The following is a 23,525-nucleotide window of genomic DNA, read 5'->3' on the forward strand; positions in this document are numbered from 1 at the left end:
GTGAAAATAGCGTACGGTTACCCTTTTTTTTCATAATTTTGAAAAGTTTGGTTGTTAGTACTCAGTTAAATAATAATCAGACCATAAGGGAAGTGTTGCAGCACTTCCTTTTTTTTATGGTTTGATTTTAATCTTCATATATCATACAGAACTTATCAAATTCTCTGTACTACTTACATCTTTTGATAAGTCCTGAATGATTATTGCCTCTTAGCTATGGGGCGATGACAATTTTTTTATTTTCTATTTCATAATTAAAATTTATCGTCTTAGAAAATACATTAAGAATCTGTTTTACATTTTCCGTATCAAATTCTCCAGTAAATCTAGTATTATTCAATCTTTGATTTGTACTTATAATTTCTACATTATACGTTCTTTCTAATCTCTTAATTACCTCGGCGAAAGATTCATTATGTATGATCATCTTTTTCTGCATCCATGATGTAAAGAGTATAGTATTCACTTTCTTTTTTGCAATCAGCTCGTCACCCTTAGAATAAACCGCTTGATAATTTGGTCTCAGCTTCAATTCCTTTAATTTATTTTTAGCATTTATAGCAACCGAACCTTCAACCAATGTTGTTTTAATAGTTGAATCCTCAGCATAAGAGGATACATTGAACTTTGTCCCTAAAACTTTTACATCCATCTCTTTAGTTTTTACTATAAATGGTTGTGCTTTATTCGTAGTTACATCAAAAAATGCTTCACCTTCCAGATACACTATTCTATTAACCTCTTTGGCTATAAAGTTCTTAGGAAATTTTAGTTTACTATCGGCATTCATCCAAACCTTTGTTCCATCAGATAAACTCAATTGAAAAATTTCACCTTTAGGAATAGAAATCTCTAAATACTCTATTTCCTCTAAATCTTTAGCATTATCCGAAATAACTAACTTATCCCTATCTTTTTTACCAATCATACTACCATTAGCAGTTATAACATCAGACAGACTATTGATATCTATATACGTTATTGTTCCATCTTCTTGTACAATTTTGATCTTATCATCTCTTACTGTTTCAGTAGATACTAAATCTTCTACATTATCTACATTGGACGGGTTTAATCTACTTAAGTAATATCCTAATACTAGAACCCCTATAAGTATAGCTGCATATCGAAATACTTTTTTTAGAGTCTTTAATGTGATAACCTTACGCTCTTCTAATTCTTTTTCCTGTATCGAATTTAAAAACCGATTAAAAGCCTGATCAGAGTTTACAGAAATATCTTTACTAGAAGCATGCCATTGCGCAACTTTTTTCTCAAAAACATCTCGATGCTCTTGTTTCTGTTGTAGCCATTGTTTTAAAGTTTCTTTCTCCGAAGAAGAAATACTTCCTTCTAAATACTTCTTAATTATTGTTAAATAATTATCCATTCTTCTACATTTCTATATACATGATGCAAAAATCACATCAATCCCCTACTTTATTTTAATTTTTATAATTTAGCAAGTGATTGTTATCATGAAGAATCAACACAATAACATAGAAAAATTACTTATTAACGGGCTAATAGAGGGGGATCAAAAAAGTTATAAAATTTTATTTGATCAATATTATGACTGGTTATGTAATTATGTCCATAAGTTATCTAACGATAGCACATTATCCGAAGATCTGGTACAAAATGTTTTTTTAAGACTTTGGGAAAAAAAATCTACTTTACACATTACCTCTTCACTCAGAAATTATCTTTTCCGATCTTGCCATAACGAATACCTGATGCATTTGCGTAAACAAAAAAAAGAGATCGATTTATTAGATGAATTAAAATGGAAAGCGCTTTTTCAATTATACCAAGAAAATGAAAAAATGCAACAAGAAGCAAATTGGTTAAAAATAGAAAGCGCAATAGAAAAGCTACCAAAAAAATGTCAAGAGGTTTTTAAATTAAGTAGATTCGAACAGAAAAAGCATAAGGAAATTGCCGAAATTCTAGGTATTTCTACAAAAACTGTAGAAATTCATATCACGAAAGCATTGCGGTTTTTAAAAACAAATGTCTCTGCCTTTTTCTTTTAAGTATTTCTATAGAAGTACCTTTTTACTGTTAAATACATAAGTCTTTTAAATTTCAAATTCAGTTTCTAAATATCTTTTTAACAGTTATCGTTAATAATTTAACAAGAACTATCTAAAGATTATCTACTTTTTGTTTAAATTTGTTTAACTATTTTATACAAAAGGTGAACAATATAAAACAAAATTTTAGCATTAAGGATCTGGAGAATTTATGCGGTGTTAAAGCGCATACGATCAGGATATGGGAAAAAAGATATAATTTATTGTCACCAGATCGCACAGAAACCAATATAAGAACTTACAGTTTAAAAAGCCTTCAGAAATTACTTAATGTAACTTATTTAGTAAATAGCGGATATAAAATATCTAGAGTTTCAAAACTTAATAATGAAGAAATAGATGAGTATGTGCGAAGAATTGTTTCTGACAATAGCACAAAAAATCAAGCGATCAATTCTCTTAAAATATCCATGCTTAATTATGATCTTCAATTGTTTCTAGGAACTTATGAGCAATTAGCTGAGAAAAGAACTTTTAGACAAATATTTACTGATGTTTTTATTCCTTTGTTAACAGAGATTGGTCTATTATGGCAAACAAATACTATAAGTCCATCTCACGAGCATTTCATAACAAACTTAATCAAGCAAAAATTGCTTATCAATATTGAAAAACTTCAATATTCTAAATCTACAAAAACAGATAAGGCTTTTATACTTTTTCTTCCGGAAAATGAGATCCACGAACTAGGTTTGTTATATATTAACTATGAGATATTATTACAAGGATATAAAGCTATCTATTTAGGTCCTAGTATCCCTCTTGATAGCTTACCCAATATGCTTACTTTTCATGAAAACACTACATTTTTGTCTTATTTTACTGTTAGACCTGAAAAAGACAAAATAAAAGACTATGTTGCAAAATTTAACGATATAATATGTTCGAAACGTGAAAGTGAGTTTTGGATGCTGGGTAAACAAACCATGCATATATCTGAAAATAGCGCTCCCAACCACCGTTATTTCTCATCTATCACAGATCTAATCAAAGAATTATAACATATTATCTATAAACAAACCACTATGTCAAAGAAAGTAGTAATCATTGGTTCTGGCTTTTCGTCTCTTTCTGCCTCGTGTTATTTGGCGCAATCAGGATATGATGTATCGATCTACGAAAAAAATGATACCGTTGGTGGTCGAGCGAGACAACTTAAAAAAGACGGATTTACATTTGATATCGGACCTTCTTGGTATTGGATGCCAGACGTATTTGAAAAGTTTTTTAATGATTTTAATACTTCCCCTTCTGATTTTTACGGATTAGATAAATTAAATCCTGCATACAAAGTTTTTTTTGAAAACAAAGAAAGTATTACAATTGAGGATACCTTAGAAAAGATATATACCGCTTTTGAAAAAGAAGAAAAAGGAAGTTCTATAAAACTTAAAAAATTTATTGATGCCGCAAAAAACAACTACGATATTGCGATTAATGAACTAGTATATCGCCCAGGTGTTTCGCCCATAGAATTGGTAACTAAAGAAACCATCAAAAAAATTGGACAATTTTTTAGTACTATTTCAAAAGAAGTTAGAAAAGAATTTAAGAACGATAAATTAATTCAAATTCTTGAATTTCCAGTACTGTTTTTAGGTGCAAAACCAAGTGATACTCCTGCTTTTTATAGTTTTATGAACTATGCAGATTTTGGATTAGGAACTTGGCATCCAAAAGGAGGAATGTATCAAGTAATACTAGGAATGAAAAAATTAGCAGAATCGTTAGGTGTTGATTTTTTTACCAGTTCGCCTGTAGAAAAAATTGAAGTAGACAATGGAGTTGCAAATGGTATTGTCGTTAATGGTACCAAAATAAATGCAGATATAGTATTATCCGGTGCTGATTACCATCATAGTGAAACGTTATTAGAACCTAAATATCGACAGTATTCAGAAAAATATTGGGAACGCAAAACATTTGCTCCCTCTTCATTGCTGTTTTATGTAGGTTTTGACAAAAAACTAAAAAACATTCATCATCATAATTTATTTTTTGATACAGATTTTGATATACACGCAAAAGATATTTATGATGAGCCAAAATGGCCAGAAGAACCTCTTTTTTATGCGAATTTTACGTCTGTTACGGATTCTGGTTCAGCTCCTGAAGGAAAAGAAAATGGCTTTTTCTTGATTCCTTTAGCACCTGGAATAGAAGATACTCCAGCTTTAAGAGAAACTTATTTTGATAAAATTATAACGCGTTTTGAAGATTTAACTGAGCAAACTGTTCGAAATAATATTATCTTTAAAGAATCCTTTTGTGTTAAGGACTTTGTAAAAGAGTATAATTCATACAAAGGAAATGCATATGGAATGGCTAACACACTGTTGCAAACAGCATTTCTAAGACCTAAGTTGAAAAGTAAAAAAGTGAAGCATTTATTTTTCACCGGTCAACTAACTGTCCCTGGACCTGGAGTTCCACCTTCTTTAATATCTGGTAAATTAGTAGCAGGATTAATAGAATCACAGTTAAATGTATCAAGAAAACCGAAACTTCAAACTGTTTAATTTATGTAAAACACAACTGATTATTCAACACTATTATTAAAAATCTAATTATTAATTCTCCAATCACATTGAGACTTAAACCTAACTAAAACCATATCCATGAAAGCTTTATTTGATTCCGTTTCTTATAGTTGTAGTAAACTTGTTACTAATTCATATAGTACTTCTTTTTCTCTTGCATCTAAAATGTTATCTGATTCTATTAGACAGGATATTTATAATATTTATGGATTTGTAAGGTTTGCAGATGAAATAGTTGATAGTTTTCACGATTACGATAAAGAAACATTGTTTAATGACTTTGAAACTGAAATGTATAAAGCGATTGAGCAAAAAATAAGCTTAAATCCAATTTTAAACTCTTTTCAGCAAACGGTTCACGATTACAACATTGAACCAGAATTATATGAAGCATTTATGAAGAGTATGCGATTAGATCTTCATAAAACAGATTACTTGACTAATGCCGAGTATAAAGAATATATATATGGTTCTGCGGATGTGGTTGGACTAATGTGTCTTAAAGTGTTTGTAAAAGGAGATGATAAGAAATATAACGAACTTAAAGAAAGTGCTATGCATTTAGGTTCAGCTTTTCAGAAAGTAAATTTCTTAAGAGATCTAAAAGCTGATTTTGAAGAATTAAGTCGTACTTATTTCCCTGATACTGATCTTACACAGCTCGATGAAATGTCTAAATTAAGAATTATAGAAGAAATTCAAGAAGATTTTGACAAAGGTTTCGAAGGTATTATGAAACTACCAGCAGAAGCTAAATTTGGGGTTTACACCGCTTACATTTATTACAAAAAGCTATTAAACAAACTAAAGTCGACTCCTTCTGTTGAAATAAAGAATACTAGAATACGTGTCCCTAATTATCAAAAATTTGGTCTATTAGCTAAATCGTATTTTGATTATAGATTGAACTTAATATAATAGTATATTAAAAAAATTATCTAAAATGAATACTCTTATTTGGATATCAATTTTTATAGCTACATTTTGTTTTATGGAATTTATGGCATGGTTTACTCACAAATACGTCATGCATGGATTTTTATGGTCTTTACATAAAGATCATCACCATAAAGATCGTAGCAGTTGGTGGGAGCGTAATGATTTATTTTTTGTTTTCTACGCTGTAATAAGTATGTCGTGTATCATGCTTCATGATCCTATTACTTTTTGGTTTGGAGAATCTATTGGTTTTGGAATTTTAGCATATGGTATTGCCTACTTTCTCGTTCATGATATTTTTATTCATCAACGTTTTAAACTATTTAGAAACGCAAATCATTGGTATGCAAAAGGTGTGCGAAGAGCACACAAAATACATCATAAACATTTAGGTAAAAATAAAGGAGAATGTTTCGGAATGCTATTTGTTCCTTTTAAATATTTTAAAAAATAAAGTTATTCTGCAATTAATTGGTCAATCGTAGCCCTTACCTTCTCTGTATTCCAATCTGCTGCACCAATTTTATGAATTACTATATTTCCTTTCTTATCAATGAGGTAAGTTCCAGGAATAGGTTTGTGAACGAAAGGTTTAGGATGTTGTTTTGATAAAGACCTATAAATAGGGTAATTATAACTTTTATCACTCATAAATTTATTTAATTCAGGATCATCATCTTCCGTAAGGAAAACAAACACTACTTTATCTTTATAATCATTATATAGTTTTTGCAAAGATGGCATTTCTGCAATACAAGGAGGACACCAAGTTGCCCAATAGTTCAATAAAACTACTTTACCCTCAGCAACATTGAAATTCATTGATTCTGTATTCACCCCGTGTAATTTCCAGTCATAAGTAGCCACTTGCGCTCGTTCTTCTACATCTACTAAACTAGGGCTAAACGAAAATATTCTTGTTAAGAAAATTTGCATCATTCCTCTAGTATTAGGAATAAAAAAGAGCAATAAAATAATTACAAAAATTAAATTAGATATATTCTTTTTATTGAATTTCATAAGTGGTCTAGTATAGTATTACTTTTAAAATTTGTCTGTATAAACAGGTTTCCTTACAAAAGTATATAAATTAATAAAGCGCAACTTGGGGTTGCGCTTTAAAACTAACAAAAAAACAACAATGAACTATTGTGATATACTTCCTAAGAGAAGAGAAGCTACTACGTTAAGTTCACATTATCATTATCTTTAATGATTTTTATTTCTTTTTCAATGTATCTTTTAGTTTCTTGTTACTTGTATAGAATTTGATAGGCTGAAACATCCCTTAAGATCATTTGCATTCATACCCATTGCTAATCCTTCTAATCCATCCTCATATCTTAGATACCAGATTAGACATACTCCAGTTCCTGCTGCATCAAAATCAACACCTTGTACATCAAATAAAGTTCCTGGTAGTCCTAAAATTTCGCCTTGATCATCTGTAATAATCCACGTGCTATTAGGTCCTGCCGCATTTGTATTATCAATTGACAATCCACTTACCATATCTGGCGTTCCATCTACAGTAAAAGTATAAGGACCTCCTGATATTACCCCTGGACTCGTATTACAGTTTCTAGTTACTGTTATCGAATTAGAAAGATCAAAATCTCCTGTTACATTGTTGGCGTTCATACCCATTTCTAATCCTGTTACTGTTCCTGTGTATCTTGCATACCATATTAAACAAATACCTGGACCCGCAGCGTCAAAATCAACACCTTCTACAGCCATCAAAGTTGGTGGTAATCCTAAAATATTACCTTGATCATCTGTAATTACCCAAGTACTATTATCACCAAATACATTAGTATCATCTAATGTAATTCCTGATACCATATCAGCAGTTCCATCTACATCAAACTCAAATGGTCCTCCAGAAATTACTCCTGCATTAGCCACTTGATTACGAATAACCGTTATAGAATTAGAAAGATCAAAATCTCCTGTTACATCATTAGCATTCATACCCATTTCTAAACCAGTTACGGTTCCATCATATCTCGCATACCATATTAAACAAGTACCTACTCCTGCTGCGTCAAAATCAACTCCTTCTACAGCCATTAGTGTTGGCGGCAATCCTAAAATATTTCCTAAATCATCGGTAATAATCCAAGTACTATTGACCCCAAAAGCGTTAGTATCATCTAATGTAATTCCGGATACCATATCAGCATCTCCATCAACGTCAAATTCAAATGGTCCTCCAGAAATAGTTCCTGCATTTACAACTTGATTACGAACTACGGTTATTGAATTAGAAAGGTCAAAATCACCTGTTACATCATTGGCATTCATACCCATTTCTAAACCTGAAATTGTTCCTTCATAACGAGCATACCATATCAAACAGGTTCCAGCACCTGCTCCATCAAAATTAACTCCTTCTAAAGCAGTAATTGTTGGAGGTAATCCTAAAATATTTCCTAGATCATCAGTAACTACCCAAGTACTACCAGAACCAAATACATTAGTGTCATCTAATGTAATGCCTGAAACCATATCTGCTTCACCATCAACATCAAATTCAAATGGTCCTCCAGCTATAACTCCTGCATTAGCTACTTGATTTCTTATTACGGTAATCGAATTAGAAAGATCAAAATCACCTGTTACATCATTGGCATTCATACCCATTTCTAAACCGGTAATAGTACCATTATATCTAGCGTACCATATTAAACAAGTTCCTGCACCAGCCTCATCAAAATTAACCCCTTCTACTGCGGTTATTGTAGGTGGTAATCCAAGAATATTCCCTTGATCATCTGTTACTATCCATGTACTACTTGTACCAAATGCATTGGTGTCATCTAAAGTAATTCCTGAAACCATATCTGCTTCACCATCCACATCAAATTCGAAGGGACCACCAGCGATTTCACCAGCATTAGCGACAAGTACGTTATCGTCGTCGTCATTACAGGAAACTGCGATCAATCCTATCGCTAGTACTCCTATTATTAATTTTTTAAACATTGCCTTTTGTTTTATGATTATTATTACTGTAAAAATAATTTCATAAAACTTTTTAAAATGTTAGGTAGCTAACACTAAGCAACAATTTTTAAACGAATTTCTCTTCTATTGAAATCTATTTGCTTAGACTCTTTCAATTCGTTCATAATGATATTTAAGGTAGGACGCGATGTACCAATAAGATTTGCTATATCTCTTTGTGTATATGGATGTTGTATCACAGTATCTCCAGTATTAGGACAGCAATACCCAAAATCTTCTTTAAGTTCATCTAGGAATTCTAGTAATCTAGTTTTAGTATCCTTAAATAAGAGTAATTGCAACCTTCTTTCTAAACGTTTAAAACGAAGTCCAATAAATTTATAAACCTTTAAGCTAAAGGTCTGATTATCCCTCATAAGATCGTGCATAGTTTGCACCCCAATAGGACAAATGGACGTTGCATTATCAACGGATTGTGCAAACTCTGTTCTTCGATCTTCTCCTAAAATTGCTTTTTCTCCAAAAAGCTCTCCTCGTGTTAAGATTGCTTTTACAACTTCATTCCCATTTTCAGAATAATAACCAATTTTTACCTTCCCTTTTTCAATTAGGTATACTTTATTGGCTGAATCTTCTTCAAAATAAATGTAATCGCTCTTTTTATAAGCGTCGAAGTCGTGATCTTTTTTGTAATTTCTAAATTTATGAGGACATAATACCTTGAAGAGATTGGCATCCTCAAAAAACCAAATTGTACTCATGATGTTTGTGTTTTATAAGTTAGTTAGATATCTAGTGACTGATACCATAAAGACTGTCGTAATACTAAAATGATCCTTACAAAAAAATGATCAAATTAATTTTTTGTAAAACAAACGAGAACCTCACTATGTTATAACAAGCTATTCATTATAAACCCTATACAACTACAAACAAAAACTCCCAAAAAATACTTTTTTGGGAGTTTTAATGAATATTCATTTAATTCATGACAGAATCTTTTTTCTAATCTCAGACAAACTTTCATCTTTAATTAATTTACCATCTTTAAAAACAGTCTCAAACAATCCTTGAGTTTCTTCCTCTACTGTACATTGATCTTTTAATATAATCTCACCATTAGACTTATATAATTGCATTAGTCCTTTTGCTGATTTTTTAGTTCCATCATCTGTTATTGGATCTTTAAAAATTTCTCTTCCTTCTCCATTCACCTCAACATAAGTAGCTTTCATAGCAAATCCAAAAGTATCTCTAGTATTATATTGATAAGTAAAACTCCCTATTCCTAATACTACATTAGTAGATGCAAAACCTTTTTCCTTAAGACGCTCACAGATCTGTGTTGCTCTATCTATTGTAATACTATCCCCATAAATTGCTCCAATTTTAGGATTTAATACCTTATATCCTTGTTCATTAATGGCTCCTCCAAATTCATCCCAAAGCAATTCGATAACACCTTTAGCTACTGTAGGGTTTTCATGTTCACAACCACAAATAATATCTACTGGATCACCAGAATCCGGTCTGATCACCAATTTTCCGTCACGCTTTAAAATTTCTTCTTTTAACTTTGGAAGATATTCTGTTAATACTTTCCATAGATCCCAAGTATCAGATACTACAGATAAAATTCCTGTTGGATATGTTTCTAACAATCTTTTAAAAGTTCCAATCTCATCATCTTTACTACCGGCACACATCACACTATGTTCAGTTGCATTTACACTACCTATTACCAGTTCTTTTGTAACATCAGCATTGTAATACATTTCATAAGCTTTTGCTACTGGTAAAGTATCACTACCAGAAAAAGATAATGCATGCCCCATTCCACTAAGGATAGCTGATTCTGTACCAGACATTCCTCTCATCGAAAAATCATGCCCTTGCCAAGTAATAAATTCCTGGTTTTCTTTATCAGTTTCCATAGCATACTTACTAAGAATCTTTTGATATTGCTTAGCAATCGTAGCAGAAGTACAAGGCTGCCAGATAATATTAGAAAGTAGAGTTTCTAAATAGTTTGTTAACCAAAAGAATTCTGATTTTGTATTAACCAACGTAAACATAGGTACTCTTATAGGTACTTCTGTCCCTTCTGGTAATGCTTTTATCTCAATTGGTAAATATCCTAAATCGTGCAATGCTGCAATATGCTGAGTGTCATAATCTACACCCAAATAATTATCCACATATTTTTTATATTCTGCAACAACTTCTTCTTTTGGCTGATTAAAAAAGTCTTTATTAAATCTCTTGATTAAATACTCTTTGATAAAATACTGTAATCCGAAAAAGACAACATGATCAATTCCATCTATTCTACTTTTTCTAGGAGTCCAGTTAGAATACACTAAAGTAGTTCCATCTGGATATTGTTCTTTATGACCTAATTTGTAACCGTCTGTTAATAATAGTGGATTCATATATTAATTGTTTTGCGTTAATTATACGCAAATATAGTTTTTATTTTAAAATAAATAAAATTTTTAAAAACATTTCTTCTAAAATGCCTTTTATATTCTACTTGTTTCTAACCTTATTTAAGTATTTTTTAAATTCTTTTTGAAAACTAACAATATCCATCTTTTCCTTTTTAACGCTATCTCCTTCTATATATTCTTCATAATAAGAGTCTACTCCTTTGTCAAAAAATCGTATTCCTGTTACTACATTTCCATCATCTCCAGTTTCTAAATACCCTCTATATTTTTCTGGTTCTTTTGGGTAAGTTCCTTCTTCTCTCTTAGTTTCTATTATAGCAGCTTCTACTAAATCACTAAAAAAAGTGTCCATATCAGCGGACTTAAAAATTTCTGGTTTATCAAAAAAAATATTTGAAATATTTATTAAATTAAGAGTGGGTAAATAATCTTGAAAACCACTAGTACCATAACTATAAGTACTATCATTCTTATCATACATAAAAAGGATACTATTCTTAGGCAAATTATTAGTTTCTCCTATCACAAAATATTTAGAACCTATATTTTCATTATTCATAACATATCTTATCTCCCAGTACATATCTTTTTTTGATAAGTTTGTCTGAAATTTATCTCCTTCGACAGCCAGTGTAGGAGACTCTATAACTATAGAATCACTCTTTAGAATCATAGAAGTTCTCTGATAATAATGCATAGCAAATACATCAATATACAATGCTACAATCTTACCATCCATTATCTTTTTGGAAAACAGAGCAGAAGGTGCTTCGACATATTCATATCCCTGAAGAATTTTACCATCTCTATATATCGATTTTATATTGAGTTTTGCCTTGTATAGATTTCGCTCATATTCCTCGTATTCTTCTTCACTCATTTCATACTCTTCACTAGTTTCATCTTCTTCTCCCTTAAAAAGTTCCTCACTAATTTCTACTGTTTCTGCTCCCATTGCCATTTGAAAAACATCTAATGAATATTGAAACTTAGCCTCTCCATTTTCATAATAATCTACTCTAGGGAAATCTTGATCTCCTTTGGAGAAATATCCATTAAAAGGAATACCATCTTTATAAATTCCTATATATGTTTTCTGGGGTTTTTCTAAAATTAAAAAGGAATTGTGCTCAATAGTATCTTCCATATTTTGAGAATTAATAGTGTTGGATAAAAGCATACAGAATACCAAAAGAAAAGTCATTTTGACCTTATAATTGATTGTATATTCAAGTGAAAATTTGATAATCATCATTATAAATATTTTGAATGACAAAAATCGGTAGAATTTCATGTAGAAACTACCCCATTTTCAGCTAAAATAGGAAAGACTTAGTTTCGTCCTTTTTCATTAGGATATAAGGAAGGTAATGAATCGCTTTGCCAAAATTCTTTGGTATCAATATCCAGTATTGTGAGTTTTCCTTTAAAAGCTGCTCCTGTATCGATGTTCCAAACATTAATTCCTTGCATTGGGACATCACAATTATAATGTAATGTTGGTGTATGACCTATATATATTTCAGAATATAGTTTTAATCGATTTGGATATAATGCCGAGTGTTTTTTAACTCTTTTATCCATTACAATAGCCATTTCCCACAATGTCCTATCCCATCTATAATTAGTAAGATACACTTCATTTTCTGGCCCTTTCATTGATGAAAATCCTGCATGAATAAACAATCTATTCTCTTTATCAACATGATAATTTTTGAGGTTTTTATAAAACTCTAAATGAACAGAAGTGCTAAAGTTATTAGTTAAATAAGAAGTAATAGTTTCTTTACCTCCATTGCGAAACCAAATATGGTTTTCGGTTTCTGGATCTAATAACCACTCATGACACCATACATCATGATTTCCCTTTATAAAAATACATTTTTGTTTTTTGCTCAATTCAATTAGGTATTGAATCGTTTCTGCAGATTCGCTCCATCCGTCTACATAATCACCTAAAAAGATTAATGTATCTGATGGTATTACTTTAGCTCTTTCTAGCACCTGTAGTAATGCCTTGTAACCTCCGTGTATATCTCCAATTACTAATGTTCTCATTGTATTAATTTATACATTATATCCGTTCTTAACACATATTTTGTTCCTGAGATTATTGGTTTTCCCTCATGACGTAGTGGATGATGGAATATCAAAGCATCCCCAAGTTTAGGTGTAATTGTGACTCCGTTTTCAAAATAAGTTTCTCCACCTTCAAAATCTTCATTGAGATATATCAAAAATGAGAAGAAACTACATTCCTTCTCATTTCGTTTATGACTACCATCTCGATGCACTTTAAAACGTTGTCCCTCTTCATACTTATAAATACGAAACATTTCATTAAGACCATTCGCTTTATAAATCCCAAAATTCTGCACTACATATGGTTCTAATTGTTTCCAAATCTTATCAGCTAGCAATTGGTCTTTGAATAAAATTCGTTGATTATTACGAACTCCTTTTACCATTACTTGTTTGCCATCAATAGAAACTTTAGCCTCTTCGAATGAAACTTGTTCCCCTTTCTCTATGAAATGATCACACATTTCTTTTGAAAGAAAATCTTCTATTAAAAATATTTCTGGATGTAGTACTTTCTTGATCATCACTTTCACTTTTTAAACTCGATATACTCTGGAGCAACAGTATCCGTTAACCAGACTCCATTATCGGATTGATAAAATTCAATACCATCGCGATACATATCTCCTGATCGAACCGTTAATATAATGGGCACTCCTCTTCTGGAACCTACCTTCATTGCTGTTTCTAGTTCTTCGCTAAGATGCGCATGATGTCTACTCATCTTTAGCAGACCTTTTCTTCGTATATCTTCTCTGAACTTCCCTACGGTACCGTGATATAAAAATTCTGGTGGTTGAATAGGCGTATATTCTAAATCTACTTTTATAGAATGTCCTTGATTCGCTCTGATTTTGGTCTTATCCTCATTAAAAGCAAAACGCTTTTTATCATTAGTAGCTACCACTTCTTTTAGGGTTTCTATAGTTAGTTTATTGCGATGTTTATTTGCTTTACTTATCAATTCATTAACATCTGCCCAACCGTTTTCATCTAATTTCAATTCAATCTTTCCTGGATTATGCCTTAGGATAAGACTCAAAAATTTACTTATTTGTTTCGTATTTGTTTTCATTTTTTTCAATAATTCTTTTTAATTCTTCATTTTCAGGTGAGGTATATTTCTGACCGAAATATGTTTTTGTTACCCTAATTTCTCCTACTATATTTTCATTAAACTCTTCTAATTCTTCTGCGGGAATCCATAATTCATTATGAATGGGACCTCCTACATTTTCTACTTTATATTTTTTCAAAAACGACTCGTTCATATCAAAAGTGGTTACAAAACCTGAATACCCAGATCCTTCATCATCCAAGTTCCACTTGGTTGCTATTTCTATGGCATATACTTCATTCATTACTGGATAGAAGATCGGTTGCCAACTCAATCTTTGAGGGAAATATTTCCATCCAGTATTATGAATTAACTCTAGTTCTTTTAATCCTACAGGTCTATATAGTGTTATAGTTTTCATTTTAAATTGGCATTTGTTTTTTCACCCTAATATCTTCTAAACCTTCTCTGTATTCTGATAACCCCATATTAAATTCATCTATGGTATTGGTGTTTTTTATATAATCATAATACTTATTCTTTTTCAGAACTTTTTCTAATTCAAAACACCAATAAATTGTCATTAATGGATTAATCCACAATTCACTTCCTTTTGTTCTACCAGTCTTATGATAGTTTCCATAATTCCCTTCTAAGGCACTAATAATCGAATTAGAAACAATACTTTCCATTCCTGTCATTTTACTATCCACAAAATCGATTGCTTCTTTATACTTTTGGCCTTCTAACATTGAATTAAGCACTTGGAACGACCCCAAATATGCATTCTCTCGATCTAATTCTGCTAAATTTTCGAGAAACCTATAATGAGAAACTCCGTGAAAATGATCTACTCCAAAACCAATACTTACTAGTAATTTTTTAGCAACATTGATCTGAAACGCTGCTGCCATGGAAGAAACATCTTCTTGTGGCGTTCCTAATCCTTCTTCATCTCCAAACATTAAACAATCAGTTCCGCCATCCACCAAAATAACAGTGTCTATTTTATGTTTATCCACTAAAAACTGATATGCACCCTTAAGAGGTTGGACTGCTATTCTTTCAAAAGCGTAAATGTCCACTGATATTCCCTGAGATTGAAACCATAATTTAAGGTACTTCTCTGGAAAATATGCTGGCATTGTATATACCTGATCACCAGATCTTATTTTATAACAAAAAGGAAATACTGACTCTGAATTGGTATTGCGTAATCTCGTAAAAGAGTAATTAGCAATAGTTACCTTTTTACCTTGTTGTATTAAGCTAAAATATAATGGTATAGCAGCGTAGATATCAAAGCCACCTCCCATTCCTGCTAGCAGTATGTTATTGCTTTCTTCAACTTCCTGAAAAAAAGGTATTTTATCTAGTGTATACATAGTTTATTTTTTTATCCTTAACAATTCATCATATAACTTATAGTTCTCTTCATCAAAACACACAAAGATTACTTCTTCTATTTGATCTTGCTGAAAACTCATTACCGTTTCAATGGCAATCTTAGCAGCCAGTTCCTTTGGAAACTTATAAATCCCCGTACTTATGTTAGGAAAAGCAATGGTCTTAATATCATTCTCTATAGCCAATCTTAAAGAATTCAAATAACAATTAGCTAGTAGTCTTTCTTTATCTTTTCCTCCTGTATTCCATACCGGTCCTACCGCATGGATTACATATTTAGCAGGAAGATTTCCGGCAGTTGTAATCACAGCCTCTCCTGGATTACATTTACCTTGGGTAGCTCTAATCTTTCTACAAGCCTCTAAAATTTCCGCACCTCCTTTTCTATGAATTGCTCCATCCACTCCTCCTCCACCTAATAAAGAGGTATTCGCAGCATTAACAATGACATCTACCTTTACAGTTGTTATATCTGATTGGAGTGCTTTTAGTTTCATACATCACTTTTTTACTTAGTTCACCTAATTCCTATTCTTCGTTTTGTATCATCAGGAACTTCATACGTTTTTTCTCCGGGCACTAATCTTTTAGCTTCCTTATACTTCCCATCTTTTAGTAATAATCGAATTTTCTTGGTTAACGGAGTTAAATCGTTTATTTCCTGTATCCATTCTTCATTATATTCTTTTATTAAATCTCTACCAATACCCACCTGAATGGATCTTATTTGCATCTTAGCTCCTTTTAAAGTTCTTTCTGGATCCCATTGTATATGAACTTTTGCATTTCGGAATTCCTTATCCCATAAAGCACCACTTTTATAAATAGTTTTATCAGGATCTGTTAACACTCCCATTGACAGCGCTTTTTCCCAACTAGCTTTATTTATTTTTATTCCAAGGATATACTCCTGATTCGATTTTGTCCCCCAATTACTTCGTTCCATTAACCATAAATAAGATGGTTTGATCCAGGTCATTCGATTAAAAGAAAAAGGTGATTCGAACTTATTATTCTTGATAGCAGGTAGGGCAATGGATTTACCATATGCTTGATACATCGTGATCGTTTCTCTATCATAATCTGCTCGTATTTCTTGAATCATTTTTATCTTTTTACTATTCTTTTAACTTCAAATATGTATTCAACTTCTCATTTTCAAAAATCAATGGTTTTTCGAGAGGAGTTATTAATTCTTCCAAATTATTAGATTTTACTAGTTCATATTGTTCTTTTACAAATTGTGAAATATCCTCTATCTCTAAAATATCTTCGGATGCATACGACTTTATAAACTCTTTTCTTAATCCAATCTGAATTGCTCTTCTTTCTAGCTTTACTCCATAAGGATCGTGATCAGGATCCCATTGTAGTCTAACATCAGAATTAGTAACATCCTCTTGCCAAGCTTCATAAGATGAATATAATTCAGGTTTAAATGAAGAGTACACCGCGTTACTTAGGTAACTTTCGAAAGCCTCTCGCTTTAGATGTATAGCTAATACAACTTCTTGTCCTTCTTTCGTTCCCCATCCATTACGATACATCATCCAAAGAAAATTAGGCTTAATCCAAGTCATTCTTTCTAAACTAAATGGACCACCAAAAAATTGATTTTCCACCGCAAAGTTTCCAATAGCTAGTCTATACGATTGATATACTACTATTTTTTGATCATCATATTGTGCCATAATATGATATCCTTGCTCCGGCCAGTTTTCTTCTTGTTCTTTATAATTTGTTAACTCTAATTTCATTTCTCAAATTCATTCTGAAAAGCTTCAATAAACTTTTTGTTTTTTGCATAAATAGCAAATACCACTTTTTCGAATACTCCTTTATATTTTTCTTTTAATAATTCCGAAAACAGTTTCGCTATCATTTTAGGATCATTCTGAAATACTCCACACCCCCAAGCTCCTAAAATCAAAGCGTTATGATTGTTCGCTATCGAAAGTGCTAATAACTTATCAATCCTTACTCTCATTACATCTTCAATCTTGGATACCTTATCAGCCTCAAACCTTTTAACTACTCCCGCATTAACAGCCGCTGCTGTAATTATCGAACTTACTATTGGAGTATCGAATAACTCTCCTTTATCGTTTCGTAGAACCGGAACTTTAGGACTATAAATCATTCCATCTGTATACATACAAGATTTCATTCCTCTATGCGTTTCATAAAATTCTATAGCAGATAGTTGACATGGATATAAACCTGAAGATCTCGCAATACTTTCTTCCTGAGCTTGTGCTCCATTAAAAAAACCTCCTCCAGGATTTTTAGCAGAAGCAAAGTTTAAGCACATCAGGTTGGAGAATCCTAAAGAAACTAATCTTTGTATACTGCCTATCGTTGTTTCTTCTACAACTTCAAAAGATGTTTTATAATTATCAATTGTATCTAACTCTATAAGTAACTCATCTAATTCTTTAGTATCATAAAATTTTGTTCCATAAATTGCGTTCTTCTGAATTTCAGAAATAACTATTTTTTCTTGTTTAGTATTAATATAGAAACCTTGTTCAGTTATTTCAAGCGTTTCCTTTGCAGTTATTTTTCTTAATGTCTTTTGCATTTTCTTAATTTTTTAAAGACCCTATGGATCTAATTCATCCCTCACTTCCATCAGGGCAAAACCTAATAGATTTTGACCTCTCCACAAATTAGGATTCTGTGCTTTTTCATTTGCCTGTCCCATTCCGATTCCCCATATGCGATCTCTTGGACTTGCTTCTACAATAATTCTTTTCTTGGTATTTAACAAAAACTCCTTCAACTCTTGGTGCTGTGAAAACTTATGATAGTTTCCTTGTTTTACAATTTCGTACTTATGAGTATCCCATACTTTAGGATCAAAATTCTTTACTTTTCTACCTAATTGCTTAGCTTCCATTGGTTGATTACAATCAATAATCTCTTTTAAAATTTCATTGTCTTCAAACAATCTGGCTTTTTCAACCATCATCCAGTGTTCTGCTGTTTTATAAACAACTCCTTCTACTTCGAAAGACTGATTCCACCATTGACTAAAACAACTTTTACCAATACTTCCATCTTTATTAGGCGTATGCCCCCAGAAGAACAGATATTTCAAACTCTTTCCTTTATTAAACTGCTCTTGTATGTTTTGTAATGTGTATTTCATTTCACTCTCTTCTTTACTTCATTAATCAATTCTTCTAAACTATCTACTTGTTTTACTTCATATCTCTCACAAACAATAGCTACATTTCCTTTTCTCCAAAATTCATCTGGACAACAAACAATTAGTTTTCCACTTCTAGCAAACAACCCCAATTCTAATAATGTAATTGGAGACTTTGTATTTTTATCAAAATACATTATAATCATTTCAGCCTTTTCTAAAGCTTCTAGTTCCCAGTCTACTTGTTCCTTAAAAACAGGATTGTCAATTGTTTGTTTCCAACTAGCATCCCAACTTGCTCTTCTGGGATTTAACAAGGTTACATCGTATTCTAATAACTCATTTATAACTATATCCTGCCATCTTTCTGCAACACCTACTTCGATACTACCTGCTAAAAAAACACTTAGATTTTTATCTAGTTCTATTTTTGTTGGTGCTGTTATTATTTTCATAGTTTTATATTTTCAATTCTTAGATTCCAGCCTGCGCCGGAATGACAGTATTTAATGTTTAGCTATATAACTGGAAATTGTATAACGTTCTTCTCTTCTATATCCCTAAAAGAATTGGTAGTAAAAACAGTATCAAATGACTTATTTAATTCTTCAAATCCTTTACTGAAAATTCCATGGCTTACTACTAAGCTTAACTTCCCTGCATTTTTTCCTTTTAATGCAGTTGCCAATCCTAAAAACGTTCCACCTCCATCACAAATGTCATCTACAATTACGCAATGTTTTCCATTAAGGTCTTCTTCATATACTCTAAAACCAGAGAGTTTCCCTGTTTTTACATCTCTTTTCTTAGAACATTCTACAACTTCTATTCCTCCTAAATACTCAGATACTTTATAAATCTTTTTTAATGCTCCACCATCAGGAGATATCAACACAACATCTTCATTAATATGACCTAAGCACTGTTTTACATACTCATAGTTCTCTATCACTTTTACATTATTCAACAACGCTGGAGTTACTTCAGAATGTGGATCAAAAACCATCACCTGATTATAGTTTTGCGCATTTATAATATCTGCATATACTTTTACACTTAGTGACTCTCCACTAACCATCACTCTATCCTGTCTTGCAGCTGGAAAATACGGAATCAAAACATTAATTAATTTCACATCCATTCTACGCAACGCATCTGTGGCTACTAACAATAAACCAACATCATTAAATGAATTCAATCTATGTGTAATTGTTACTTCATTACCTATGGATTTTTCAGAGATTTTGATATGTGGCTCACCACCATTAAAAACAAACGAAGTAAACTCAATTGATTTATCGAATGGAGTAAATGATTGATCTAAATGTAAATACTGCATAATTGTGTTATTTTTACGCAAATATAAAACAGATCAATATATTGACAAAATATTTTGCGTAAAAAATACAATAAAAGATGTTTTACAGGTATTACTAACTATAATTTGGATTCCACACTGGATGCCCTCATCCTTCAGGAGGGATCAACATGATATCTTAGAATAATGAAAAATGAGTTCTACTACTTCTCGACTCCGATCTAAGTACTACAGAATCTTTATTTAATATCGAAAAGGAAACCTTCTTCTTTAAGCTTGAAGTATTGCTTTTGATTGAACTTGAAAAGATTTGCCGGTCTTCCTCTTCCTTCAGAAATTTTTTCTTTTAGTTCTTCTAAAATACCAAAACTTAGAATTTTTTTTCTAAAATTTCTTCGATCGATTTGTTTATCGAGAATTGTCATATATAGTTTCTCTAAGTCAGAAAAGAGAAACTTATCTGCTAATAAATCAAAGCCTATAGGTTCATAGGTTAGTTTATTACGCAATCTTTTCTTAGCAATATCAAGAATAGTAGCGTGATCGAATGCTAACTCAGGAAGTTCATTAATATCAAACCAAGCTACATCATTAGCATCGGTATCTGCTTTTATATTATGATGTTCTGGTTTAACTAAACCAAAATACGTAATACTCACTACCCTATTTCTTGGATCTCTTCCTGGTTTCCCAAAAGAATACAACTGCTCTAAATAATCAGCAGTAACATTAGTTTCTTCTTTAAGTTCTCGTTCTACCGCATTTTCTAAACTTTCATTCTCTAAGACCAAACCACCTGGTAAGGCCCATGAATCTTTAAACGGCTCTATATCTCTTTTGATTAAAAGCACATGCAGTGCCTTATCTTTGTATCCAAAGACTACTGCATCTACTGCTACTTTAATATTTTGGCGTACCATATACGCAAAATTACAAAATTCTGACTTTTTACAAAACAAAAACTCCCGAAGAATAATCTTCAGGAGTTTCCTATAAAGTCTGTATTATTAATCTAAAATTTAAGCGTTTTGTTTCTTTATTAAATTCAAAGCAGAACCTTCTTTAAACCATTCGATTTGAGAATCGTTATAGGTATGATTTACTTCAATTACATCTTTAGAACCATCTGCATGTACAAACTCTATATTTAAAGTTTTTCCTGGTGAAAAAGCATTTAAATCTAAGAAGTTGATAGTATCATCTTCCTGAATTTTATCGTAATCTCCTTCATTTACAAATGTAAGTCCTAACATACCTTGTTTTTTAAGGTTAGTTTCATGGATACGAGCAAAGGATTTTACAATTACTGCAACAACACCTAAATGTCTTGGTTCCATTGCGGCGTGTTCACGAGAAGAACCTTCTCCATAATTATGATCTCCTACTACGATTGTAGGAACACCCGCAGCTTTATACGCTCTTGCTGTATCTGGCACACCACCAAATTCTCCATCTAATTGATTTTTAACAAAGTTTGTCTTTTTTCCAAAAGCATTAACAGCACCTATTAGACAGTTATTGGATATATTATCTAAGTGTCCTCTATAACGCAACCAAGGACCTGCCATAGAAATATGATCTGTAGTACATTTTCCGAAAGCTTTGATTAATAGCTTTGCTCCTTTTATTTCATCACCTATTGGTTCAAAAGGAGTTAATAACTGAAGCCTTTCTGATGTTGGACTTACATTAACTTGCACTCCACTACCATCTTCTACCGGCGCTAAATATCCCGCATCTTCCACTTCAAAACCTTTAGGAGGTAACTCCCATCCAGTTGGCTCATCAAACATTACTTCTTGTCCTTCTTCATTAATCAATTTATCCGTAAGTGGATTAAAGTCTAAACGTCCAGAAACTGCAATGGCAGCGGTTAATTCTGGAGATGCTACAAAAGCGTGTGTATTAGGGTTTCCATCTGCACGTTTCGCAAAGTTTCTATTAAAAGAATGAACGATACTATTCTTCGGAGCATTTTTAGGATCACTATATCTTGCCCACTGCCCGATACAAGGTCCACAAGCATTAGTAAAGATTTTAGCATCCAATTTTTCGAATATTCCAAGAATGCCATCTCTCTCTGCTGTATACCGTACCTGTTCAGAACCTGGATTGATTCCTAATTCTGACTTCATTTTTAGACCTTTATCCAATGCTTGTTGCGCAATAGAAGAAGCACGTGATAAATCTTCATACGAAGAATTGGTACAAGAACCTATTAGCCCCCATTCTACCTGTAATGGCCAATCATTAGCTTTTGCTTTCTCTGTCATACTCGTACCAACCTCAGTTGATAAATCTGGTGTAAATGGCCCATTTAATAATGGTCCTAATTCGGATAAATTTATCTCTATAACCTGATCAAAATATTGCTCAGGATTAGCATATACTTCTGGATCTGCAGTTAAATGTTCTTTTACTTTATTAGCGGCGTCTGCTACTTCAGCTCTTTCTGTAGCTCGTAAATAACGCTCCATTGATTCATCATACCCAAATGTAGATGTTGTAGCACCAATTTCGGCACCCATATTACAAATAGTTCCTTTTCCTGTACATGACATTGAAGTTGCTCCTGGGCCAAAATATTCTACAATAGCATCAGTTCCACCTTTTACAGTAAGAATTTCGGCTACTTTTAGAATCACATCTTTTGGTGCTGTCCAACCAGATAATTTACCAGTTAGTTTAACACCTATTAATTTAGGAAATTTTAATTCCCAAGGCATTCCTGCCATTACATCTACAGCATCAGCTCCACCTACACCAATTGCTACCATTCCTAATCCTCCTGCATTTACCGTATGAGAATCCGTACCAATCATCATACCTCCAGGGAATGCATAATTTTCTAAAACTACCTGATGTATAATTCCAGCTCCAGGTTTCCAAAAACCAATACCATACTTATCAGATACCGATTCTAAGAAATTAAATACTTCACTACTGGTATTCATCGCTGATTGTAAATCTTTATCAGCACCAACTTTAGCCTGAATTAAATGATCACAATGTACCGTCGTTGGAACTGCAACTTTCTTTTTTCCAGCTTGCATAAATTGCAATAATGCCATCTGAGCAGTTGCATCTTGACAAGCAATACGGTCTGGAGCAAAATCAACATAATCCTTACCTCTAGTAAATGCTGTTTTACTTTTACCATCCCAAAGATGTGAGTACAAAATTTTCTCTGCTAATGTTAAAGGTTTTCCTGTTACTTCGCGAGCAGCATCCACTCTTTCGGCAACTTGAGCATACACCTTTTTTATCATATCGATATCGAATGCCATATAGTTGTGTTTTATGTGTTTTCGTTATTCTTTTTTAAGTATTCCAAGATACGAAATATCGAATGACTACGAAAAGAGTATCGAGAATATAGAATGATTATAAAAAATATTCTATTGCACTAAAAACAAGTATTATACAAACTAAGAATAACCTGCACATAATATCGATTGCAAACAATCAATTTTAAACTTGATTCCCTAAACTGTCTATTTTCATTAAAAAGTTTA

The 23,525-nt window shown here is 32.1% G+C and carries 25 protein-coding genes; 5 read left to right on the forward strand and 20 right to left on the reverse strand.

The window, feature by feature from the left end:
• Nucleotides 1-214: 214 nt before the first annotated feature.
• A complete protein-coding gene (locus tag D1815_RS09750) occupies nucleotides 215-1,390 on the reverse strand; it encodes a FecR family protein (protein ID WP_027395602.1) in 1,176 nt (391 codons plus the stop codon).
• 88 nt (nucleotides 1,391-1,478) lie between these two features.
• Here D1815_RS09750 and D1815_RS09755 point away from each other — a divergent pair, with 88 nt between their 5' ends.
• From D1815_RS09755 to D1815_RS09775, 5 genes are all read left to right on the forward strand, one after another.
• Nucleotides 1,479-2,036 carry an RNA polymerase sigma factor gene (locus D1815_RS09755; protein ID WP_035086701.1) on the forward strand — a complete coding sequence of 186 codons (558 nt, stop codon included), beginning with the start codon at nucleotides 1,479-1,481 and terminating at the stop codon, nucleotides 2,034-2,036.
• 164 nt (nucleotides 2,037-2,200) lie between these two features.
• Nucleotides 2,201-3,097 (forward strand): MerR family transcriptional regulator, encoded by an 897-nt coding sequence (locus tag D1815_RS09760; protein WP_027395600.1) that lies wholly within the window; start codon nucleotides 2,201-2,203, stop codon nucleotides 3,095-3,097.
• Between the two features lie 24 nt (nucleotides 3,098-3,121).
• Complete coding sequence (locus D1815_RS09765; RefSeq protein ID WP_027395599.1) at nucleotides 3,122-4,615, forward strand: NAD(P)/FAD-dependent oxidoreductase; 1,494 nt, start codon at nucleotides 3,122-3,124, stop codon at nucleotides 4,613-4,615.
• Nucleotides 4,616-4,714: 99 nt separating this feature from the next.
• Nucleotides 4,715-5,554, forward strand: a complete 840-nt coding sequence (locus D1815_RS09770; protein ID WP_027395598.1) for a phytoene/squalene synthase family protein — start codon at nucleotides 4,715-4,717, stop codon at nucleotides 5,552-5,554.
• Between the two features lie 25 nt (nucleotides 5,555-5,579).
• Nucleotides 5,580-6,029, forward strand: a complete 450-nt coding sequence (locus D1815_RS09775; RefSeq protein ID WP_118386774.1) for a sterol desaturase family protein — start codon at nucleotides 5,580-5,582, stop codon at nucleotides 6,027-6,029.
• A 2-nt stretch (nucleotides 6,030-6,031) separates the two neighbouring features.
• Here D1815_RS09775 and D1815_RS09780 read toward each other — a convergent pair whose 3' ends face one another.
• The 19 genes from D1815_RS09780 to D1815_RS09870 all read right to left on the reverse strand — a co-directional run bounded on the left by D1815_RS09780 (nucleotide 6,032) and on the right by D1815_RS09870 (nucleotide 23,297).
• Nucleotides 6,032-6,595 carry a TlpA disulfide reductase family protein gene (locus D1815_RS09780; protein ID WP_118386775.1) on the reverse strand — a complete coding sequence of 188 codons (564 nt, stop codon included), beginning with the start codon at nucleotides 6,593-6,595 and terminating at the stop codon, nucleotides 6,032-6,034.
• Nucleotides 6,596-6,817: 222 nt separating this feature from the next.
• Nucleotides 6,818-8,563, reverse strand: coding sequence for a hypothetical protein (locus D1815_RS09785; protein WP_233557522.1), 1,746 nt, complete (start codon nucleotides 8,561-8,563; stop codon nucleotides 6,818-6,820).
• Between the two features lie 74 nt (nucleotides 8,564-8,637).
• Nucleotides 8,638-9,306 (reverse strand): Crp/Fnr family transcriptional regulator, encoded by a 669-nt coding sequence (locus D1815_RS09790; protein WP_027395595.1) that lies wholly within the window; start codon nucleotides 9,304-9,306, stop codon nucleotides 8,638-8,640.
• Between the two features lie 225 nt (nucleotides 9,307-9,531).
• Nucleotides 9,532-10,977: a nicotinate phosphoribosyltransferase gene (locus D1815_RS09795; protein WP_118386776.1), complete on the reverse strand. Its 1,446-nt coding sequence runs from the start codon at nucleotides 10,975-10,977 to the stop codon at nucleotides 9,532-9,534.
• 97 nt (nucleotides 10,978-11,074) lie between these two features.
• Nucleotides 11,075-12,250, reverse strand: a complete 1,176-nt coding sequence (locus D1815_RS09800; protein ID WP_147404106.1) for a hypothetical protein — start codon at nucleotides 12,248-12,250, stop codon at nucleotides 11,075-11,077.
• 77 nt (nucleotides 12,251-12,327) lie between these two features.
• Complete coding sequence (locus D1815_RS09805; protein ID WP_118386778.1) at nucleotides 12,328-13,053, reverse strand: metallophosphoesterase family protein; 726 nt, start codon at nucleotides 13,051-13,053, stop codon at nucleotides 12,328-12,330.
• Complete coding sequence (locus tag D1815_RS09810) at nucleotides 13,050-13,601, reverse strand: 2OG-Fe(II) oxygenase (protein ID WP_118386779.1); 552 nt, start codon at nucleotides 13,599-13,601, stop codon at nucleotides 13,050-13,052. The genes D1815_RS09805 and D1815_RS09810 overlap by 4 nt, the downstream gene beginning before the upstream one ends.
• Nucleotides 13,602-13,606: 5 nt before the next feature.
• Nucleotides 13,607-14,152 carry an RNA 2'-phosphotransferase gene (locus tag D1815_RS09815; protein WP_118386780.1) on the reverse strand — a complete coding sequence of 182 codons (546 nt, stop codon included), beginning with the start codon at nucleotides 14,150-14,152 and terminating at the stop codon, nucleotides 13,607-13,609.
• On the reverse strand, nucleotides 14,124-14,555 hold the full coding sequence (locus D1815_RS09820) for an ADP-ribosylation/crystallin J1 (RefSeq protein WP_118386781.1): 432 nt from the start codon (nucleotides 14,553-14,555) through the stop codon (nucleotides 14,124-14,126). Before D1815_RS09820 ends, D1815_RS09815 begins: the two co-directional genes overlap by 29 nt.
• A gap of 1 nt (nucleotide 14,556) precedes the next feature.
• Nucleotides 14,557-15,519, reverse strand: coding sequence for a DUF1152 domain-containing protein (locus tag D1815_RS09825; protein WP_118386782.1), 963 nt, complete (start codon nucleotides 15,517-15,519; stop codon nucleotides 14,557-14,559).
• Nucleotides 15,520-15,522: 3 nt separating this feature from the next.
• A complete protein-coding gene (locus tag D1815_RS09830) occupies nucleotides 15,523-16,038 on the reverse strand; it encodes an O-acetyl-ADP-ribose deacetylase (protein WP_118386783.1) in 516 nt (171 codons plus the stop codon).
• A 20-nt stretch (nucleotides 16,039-16,058) separates the two neighbouring features.
• A complete protein-coding gene (locus tag D1815_RS09835; RefSeq protein WP_035086698.1) occupies nucleotides 16,059-16,646 on the reverse strand; it encodes a DUF4291 domain-containing protein in 588 nt (195 codons plus the stop codon).
• A gap of 13 nt (nucleotides 16,647-16,659) precedes the next feature.
• A complete protein-coding gene (locus D1815_RS09840; protein ID WP_118386784.1) occupies nucleotides 16,660-17,298 on the reverse strand; it encodes a DUF4291 domain-containing protein in 639 nt (212 codons plus the stop codon).
• Nucleotides 17,295-18,122 (reverse strand): TIGR02452 family protein, encoded by an 828-nt coding sequence (locus D1815_RS09845; protein ID WP_027395584.1) that lies wholly within the window; start codon nucleotides 18,120-18,122, stop codon nucleotides 17,295-17,297. Before D1815_RS09845 ends, D1815_RS09840 begins: the two co-directional genes overlap by 4 nt.
• Nucleotides 18,123-18,143: 21 nt before the next feature.
• A complete protein-coding gene (locus D1815_RS09850; protein WP_118386785.1) occupies nucleotides 18,144-18,692 on the reverse strand; it encodes an NADAR family protein in 549 nt (182 codons plus the stop codon).
• A complete protein-coding gene (locus D1815_RS09855) occupies nucleotides 18,689-19,147 on the reverse strand; it encodes a nucleoside 2-deoxyribosyltransferase domain-containing protein (RefSeq protein WP_027395581.1) in 459 nt (152 codons plus the stop codon). Before D1815_RS09855 ends, D1815_RS09850 begins: the two co-directional genes overlap by 4 nt.
• 62 nt (nucleotides 19,148-19,209) lie before the next feature.
• Complete coding sequence (prs, locus tag D1815_RS09860) at nucleotides 19,210-20,031, reverse strand: ribose-phosphate diphosphokinase (RefSeq protein ID WP_118386786.1); 822 nt, start codon at nucleotides 20,029-20,031, stop codon at nucleotides 19,210-19,212.
• A gap of 218 nt (nucleotides 20,032-20,249) precedes the next feature.
• Nucleotides 20,250-20,930 carry an NUDIX domain-containing protein gene (locus D1815_RS09865; RefSeq protein WP_027395579.1) on the reverse strand — a complete coding sequence of 227 codons (681 nt, stop codon included), beginning with the start codon at nucleotides 20,928-20,930 and terminating at the stop codon, nucleotides 20,250-20,252.
• Nucleotides 20,931-21,029: 99 nt separating this feature from the next.
• Entirely contained in the window at nucleotides 21,030-23,297 is a 2,268-nt protein-coding gene (locus tag D1815_RS09870; protein ID WP_118386787.1) for an aconitate hydratase, read from the reverse strand.
• Nucleotides 23,298-23,525 lie beyond the last annotated feature (228 nt).

The organism is Aquimarina sp. AD1, assembly GCF_003443695.1.
Classification (GTDB): domain Bacteria; phylum Bacteroidota; class Bacteroidia; order Flavobacteriales; family Flavobacteriaceae; genus Aquimarina; species Aquimarina latercula.

Coding starts and splice junctions, on each gene's coding strand:
- D1815_RS09825 (WP_118386782.1), bottom strand. CDS start 15,519: ATGTATACACTAGATAAAATACCTTTTTTTCAGGAAGTTGAAGAAAGC.
- D1815_RS09790 (WP_027395595.1), bottom strand. CDS start 9,306: ATGAGTACAATTTGGTTTTTTGAGGATGCCAATCTCTTCAAGGTATTA.
- D1815_RS09870 (WP_118386787.1), bottom strand. CDS start 23,297: ATGGCATTCGATATCGATATGATAAAAAAGGTGTATGCTCAAGTTGCC.
- D1815_RS09815 (WP_118386780.1), bottom strand. CDS start 14,152: ATGAAAACAAATACGAAACAAATAAGTAAATTTTTGAGTCTTATCCTA.
- D1815_RS09800 (WP_147404106.1), bottom strand. CDS start 12,250: ATGATGATTATCAAATTTTCACTTGAATATACAATCAATTATAAGGTC.
- D1815_RS09765 (WP_027395599.1), top strand. CDS start 3,122: ATGTCAAAGAAAGTAGTAATCATTGGTTCTGGCTTTTCGTCTCTTTCT.
- D1815_RS09780 (WP_118386775.1), bottom strand. CDS start 6,595: ATGAAATTCAATAAAAAGAATATATCTAATTTAATTTTTGTAATTATT.
- D1815_RS09840 (WP_118386784.1), bottom strand. CDS start 17,298: ATGAAATTAGAGTTAACAAATTATAAAGAACAAGAAGAAAACTGGCCG.
- D1815_RS09845 (WP_027395584.1), bottom strand. CDS start 18,122: ATGCAAAAGACATTAAGAAAAATAACTGCAAAGGAAACGCTTGAAATA.
- D1815_RS09805 (WP_118386778.1), bottom strand. CDS start 13,053: ATGAGAACATTAGTAATTGGAGATATACACGGAGGTTACAAGGCATTA.
- D1815_RS09855 (WP_027395581.1), bottom strand. CDS start 19,147: ATGAAAATAATAACAGCACCAACAAAAATAGAACTAGATAAAAATCTA.
- D1815_RS09865 (WP_027395579.1), bottom strand. CDS start 20,930: ATGGTACGCCAAAATATTAAAGTAGCAGTAGATGCAGTAGTCTTTGGA.
- D1815_RS09850 (WP_118386785.1), bottom strand. CDS start 18,692: ATGAAATACACATTACAAAACATACAAGAGCAGTTTAATAAAGGAAAG.
- D1815_RS09830 (WP_118386783.1), bottom strand. CDS start 16,038: ATGAAACTAAAAGCACTCCAATCAGATATAACAACTGTAAAGGTAGAT.
- D1815_RS09775 (WP_118386774.1), top strand. CDS start 5,580: ATGAATACTCTTATTTGGATATCAATTTTTATAGCTACATTTTGTTTT.
- D1815_RS09750 (WP_027395602.1), bottom strand. CDS start 1,390: ATGGATAATTATTTAACAATAATTAAGAAGTATTTAGAAGGAAGTATT.
- D1815_RS09820 (WP_118386781.1), bottom strand. CDS start 14,555: ATGAAAACTATAACACTATATAGACCTGTAGGATTAAAAGAACTAGAG.
- prs (WP_118386786.1), bottom strand. CDS start 20,031: ATGCAGTATTTACATTTAGATCAATCATTTACTCCATTCGATAAATCA.
- D1815_RS09810 (WP_118386779.1), bottom strand. CDS start 13,601: ATGATCAAGAAAGTACTACATCCAGAAATATTTTTAATAGAAGATTTT.
- D1815_RS09755 (WP_035086701.1), top strand. CDS start 1,479: ATGAAGAATCAACACAATAACATAGAAAAATTACTTATTAACGGGCTA.
- D1815_RS09795 (WP_118386776.1), bottom strand. CDS start 10,977: ATGAATCCACTATTATTAACAGACGGTTACAAATTAGGTCATAAAGAA.
- D1815_RS09770 (WP_027395598.1), top strand. CDS start 4,715: ATGAAAGCTTTATTTGATTCCGTTTCTTATAGTTGTAGTAAACTTGTT.
- D1815_RS09785 (WP_233557522.1), bottom strand. CDS start 8,563: ATGTTTAAAAAATTAATAATAGGAGTACTAGCGATAGGATTGATCGCA.
- D1815_RS09835 (WP_035086698.1), bottom strand. CDS start 16,646: ATGATTCAAGAAATACGAGCAGATTATGATAGAGAAACGATCACGATG.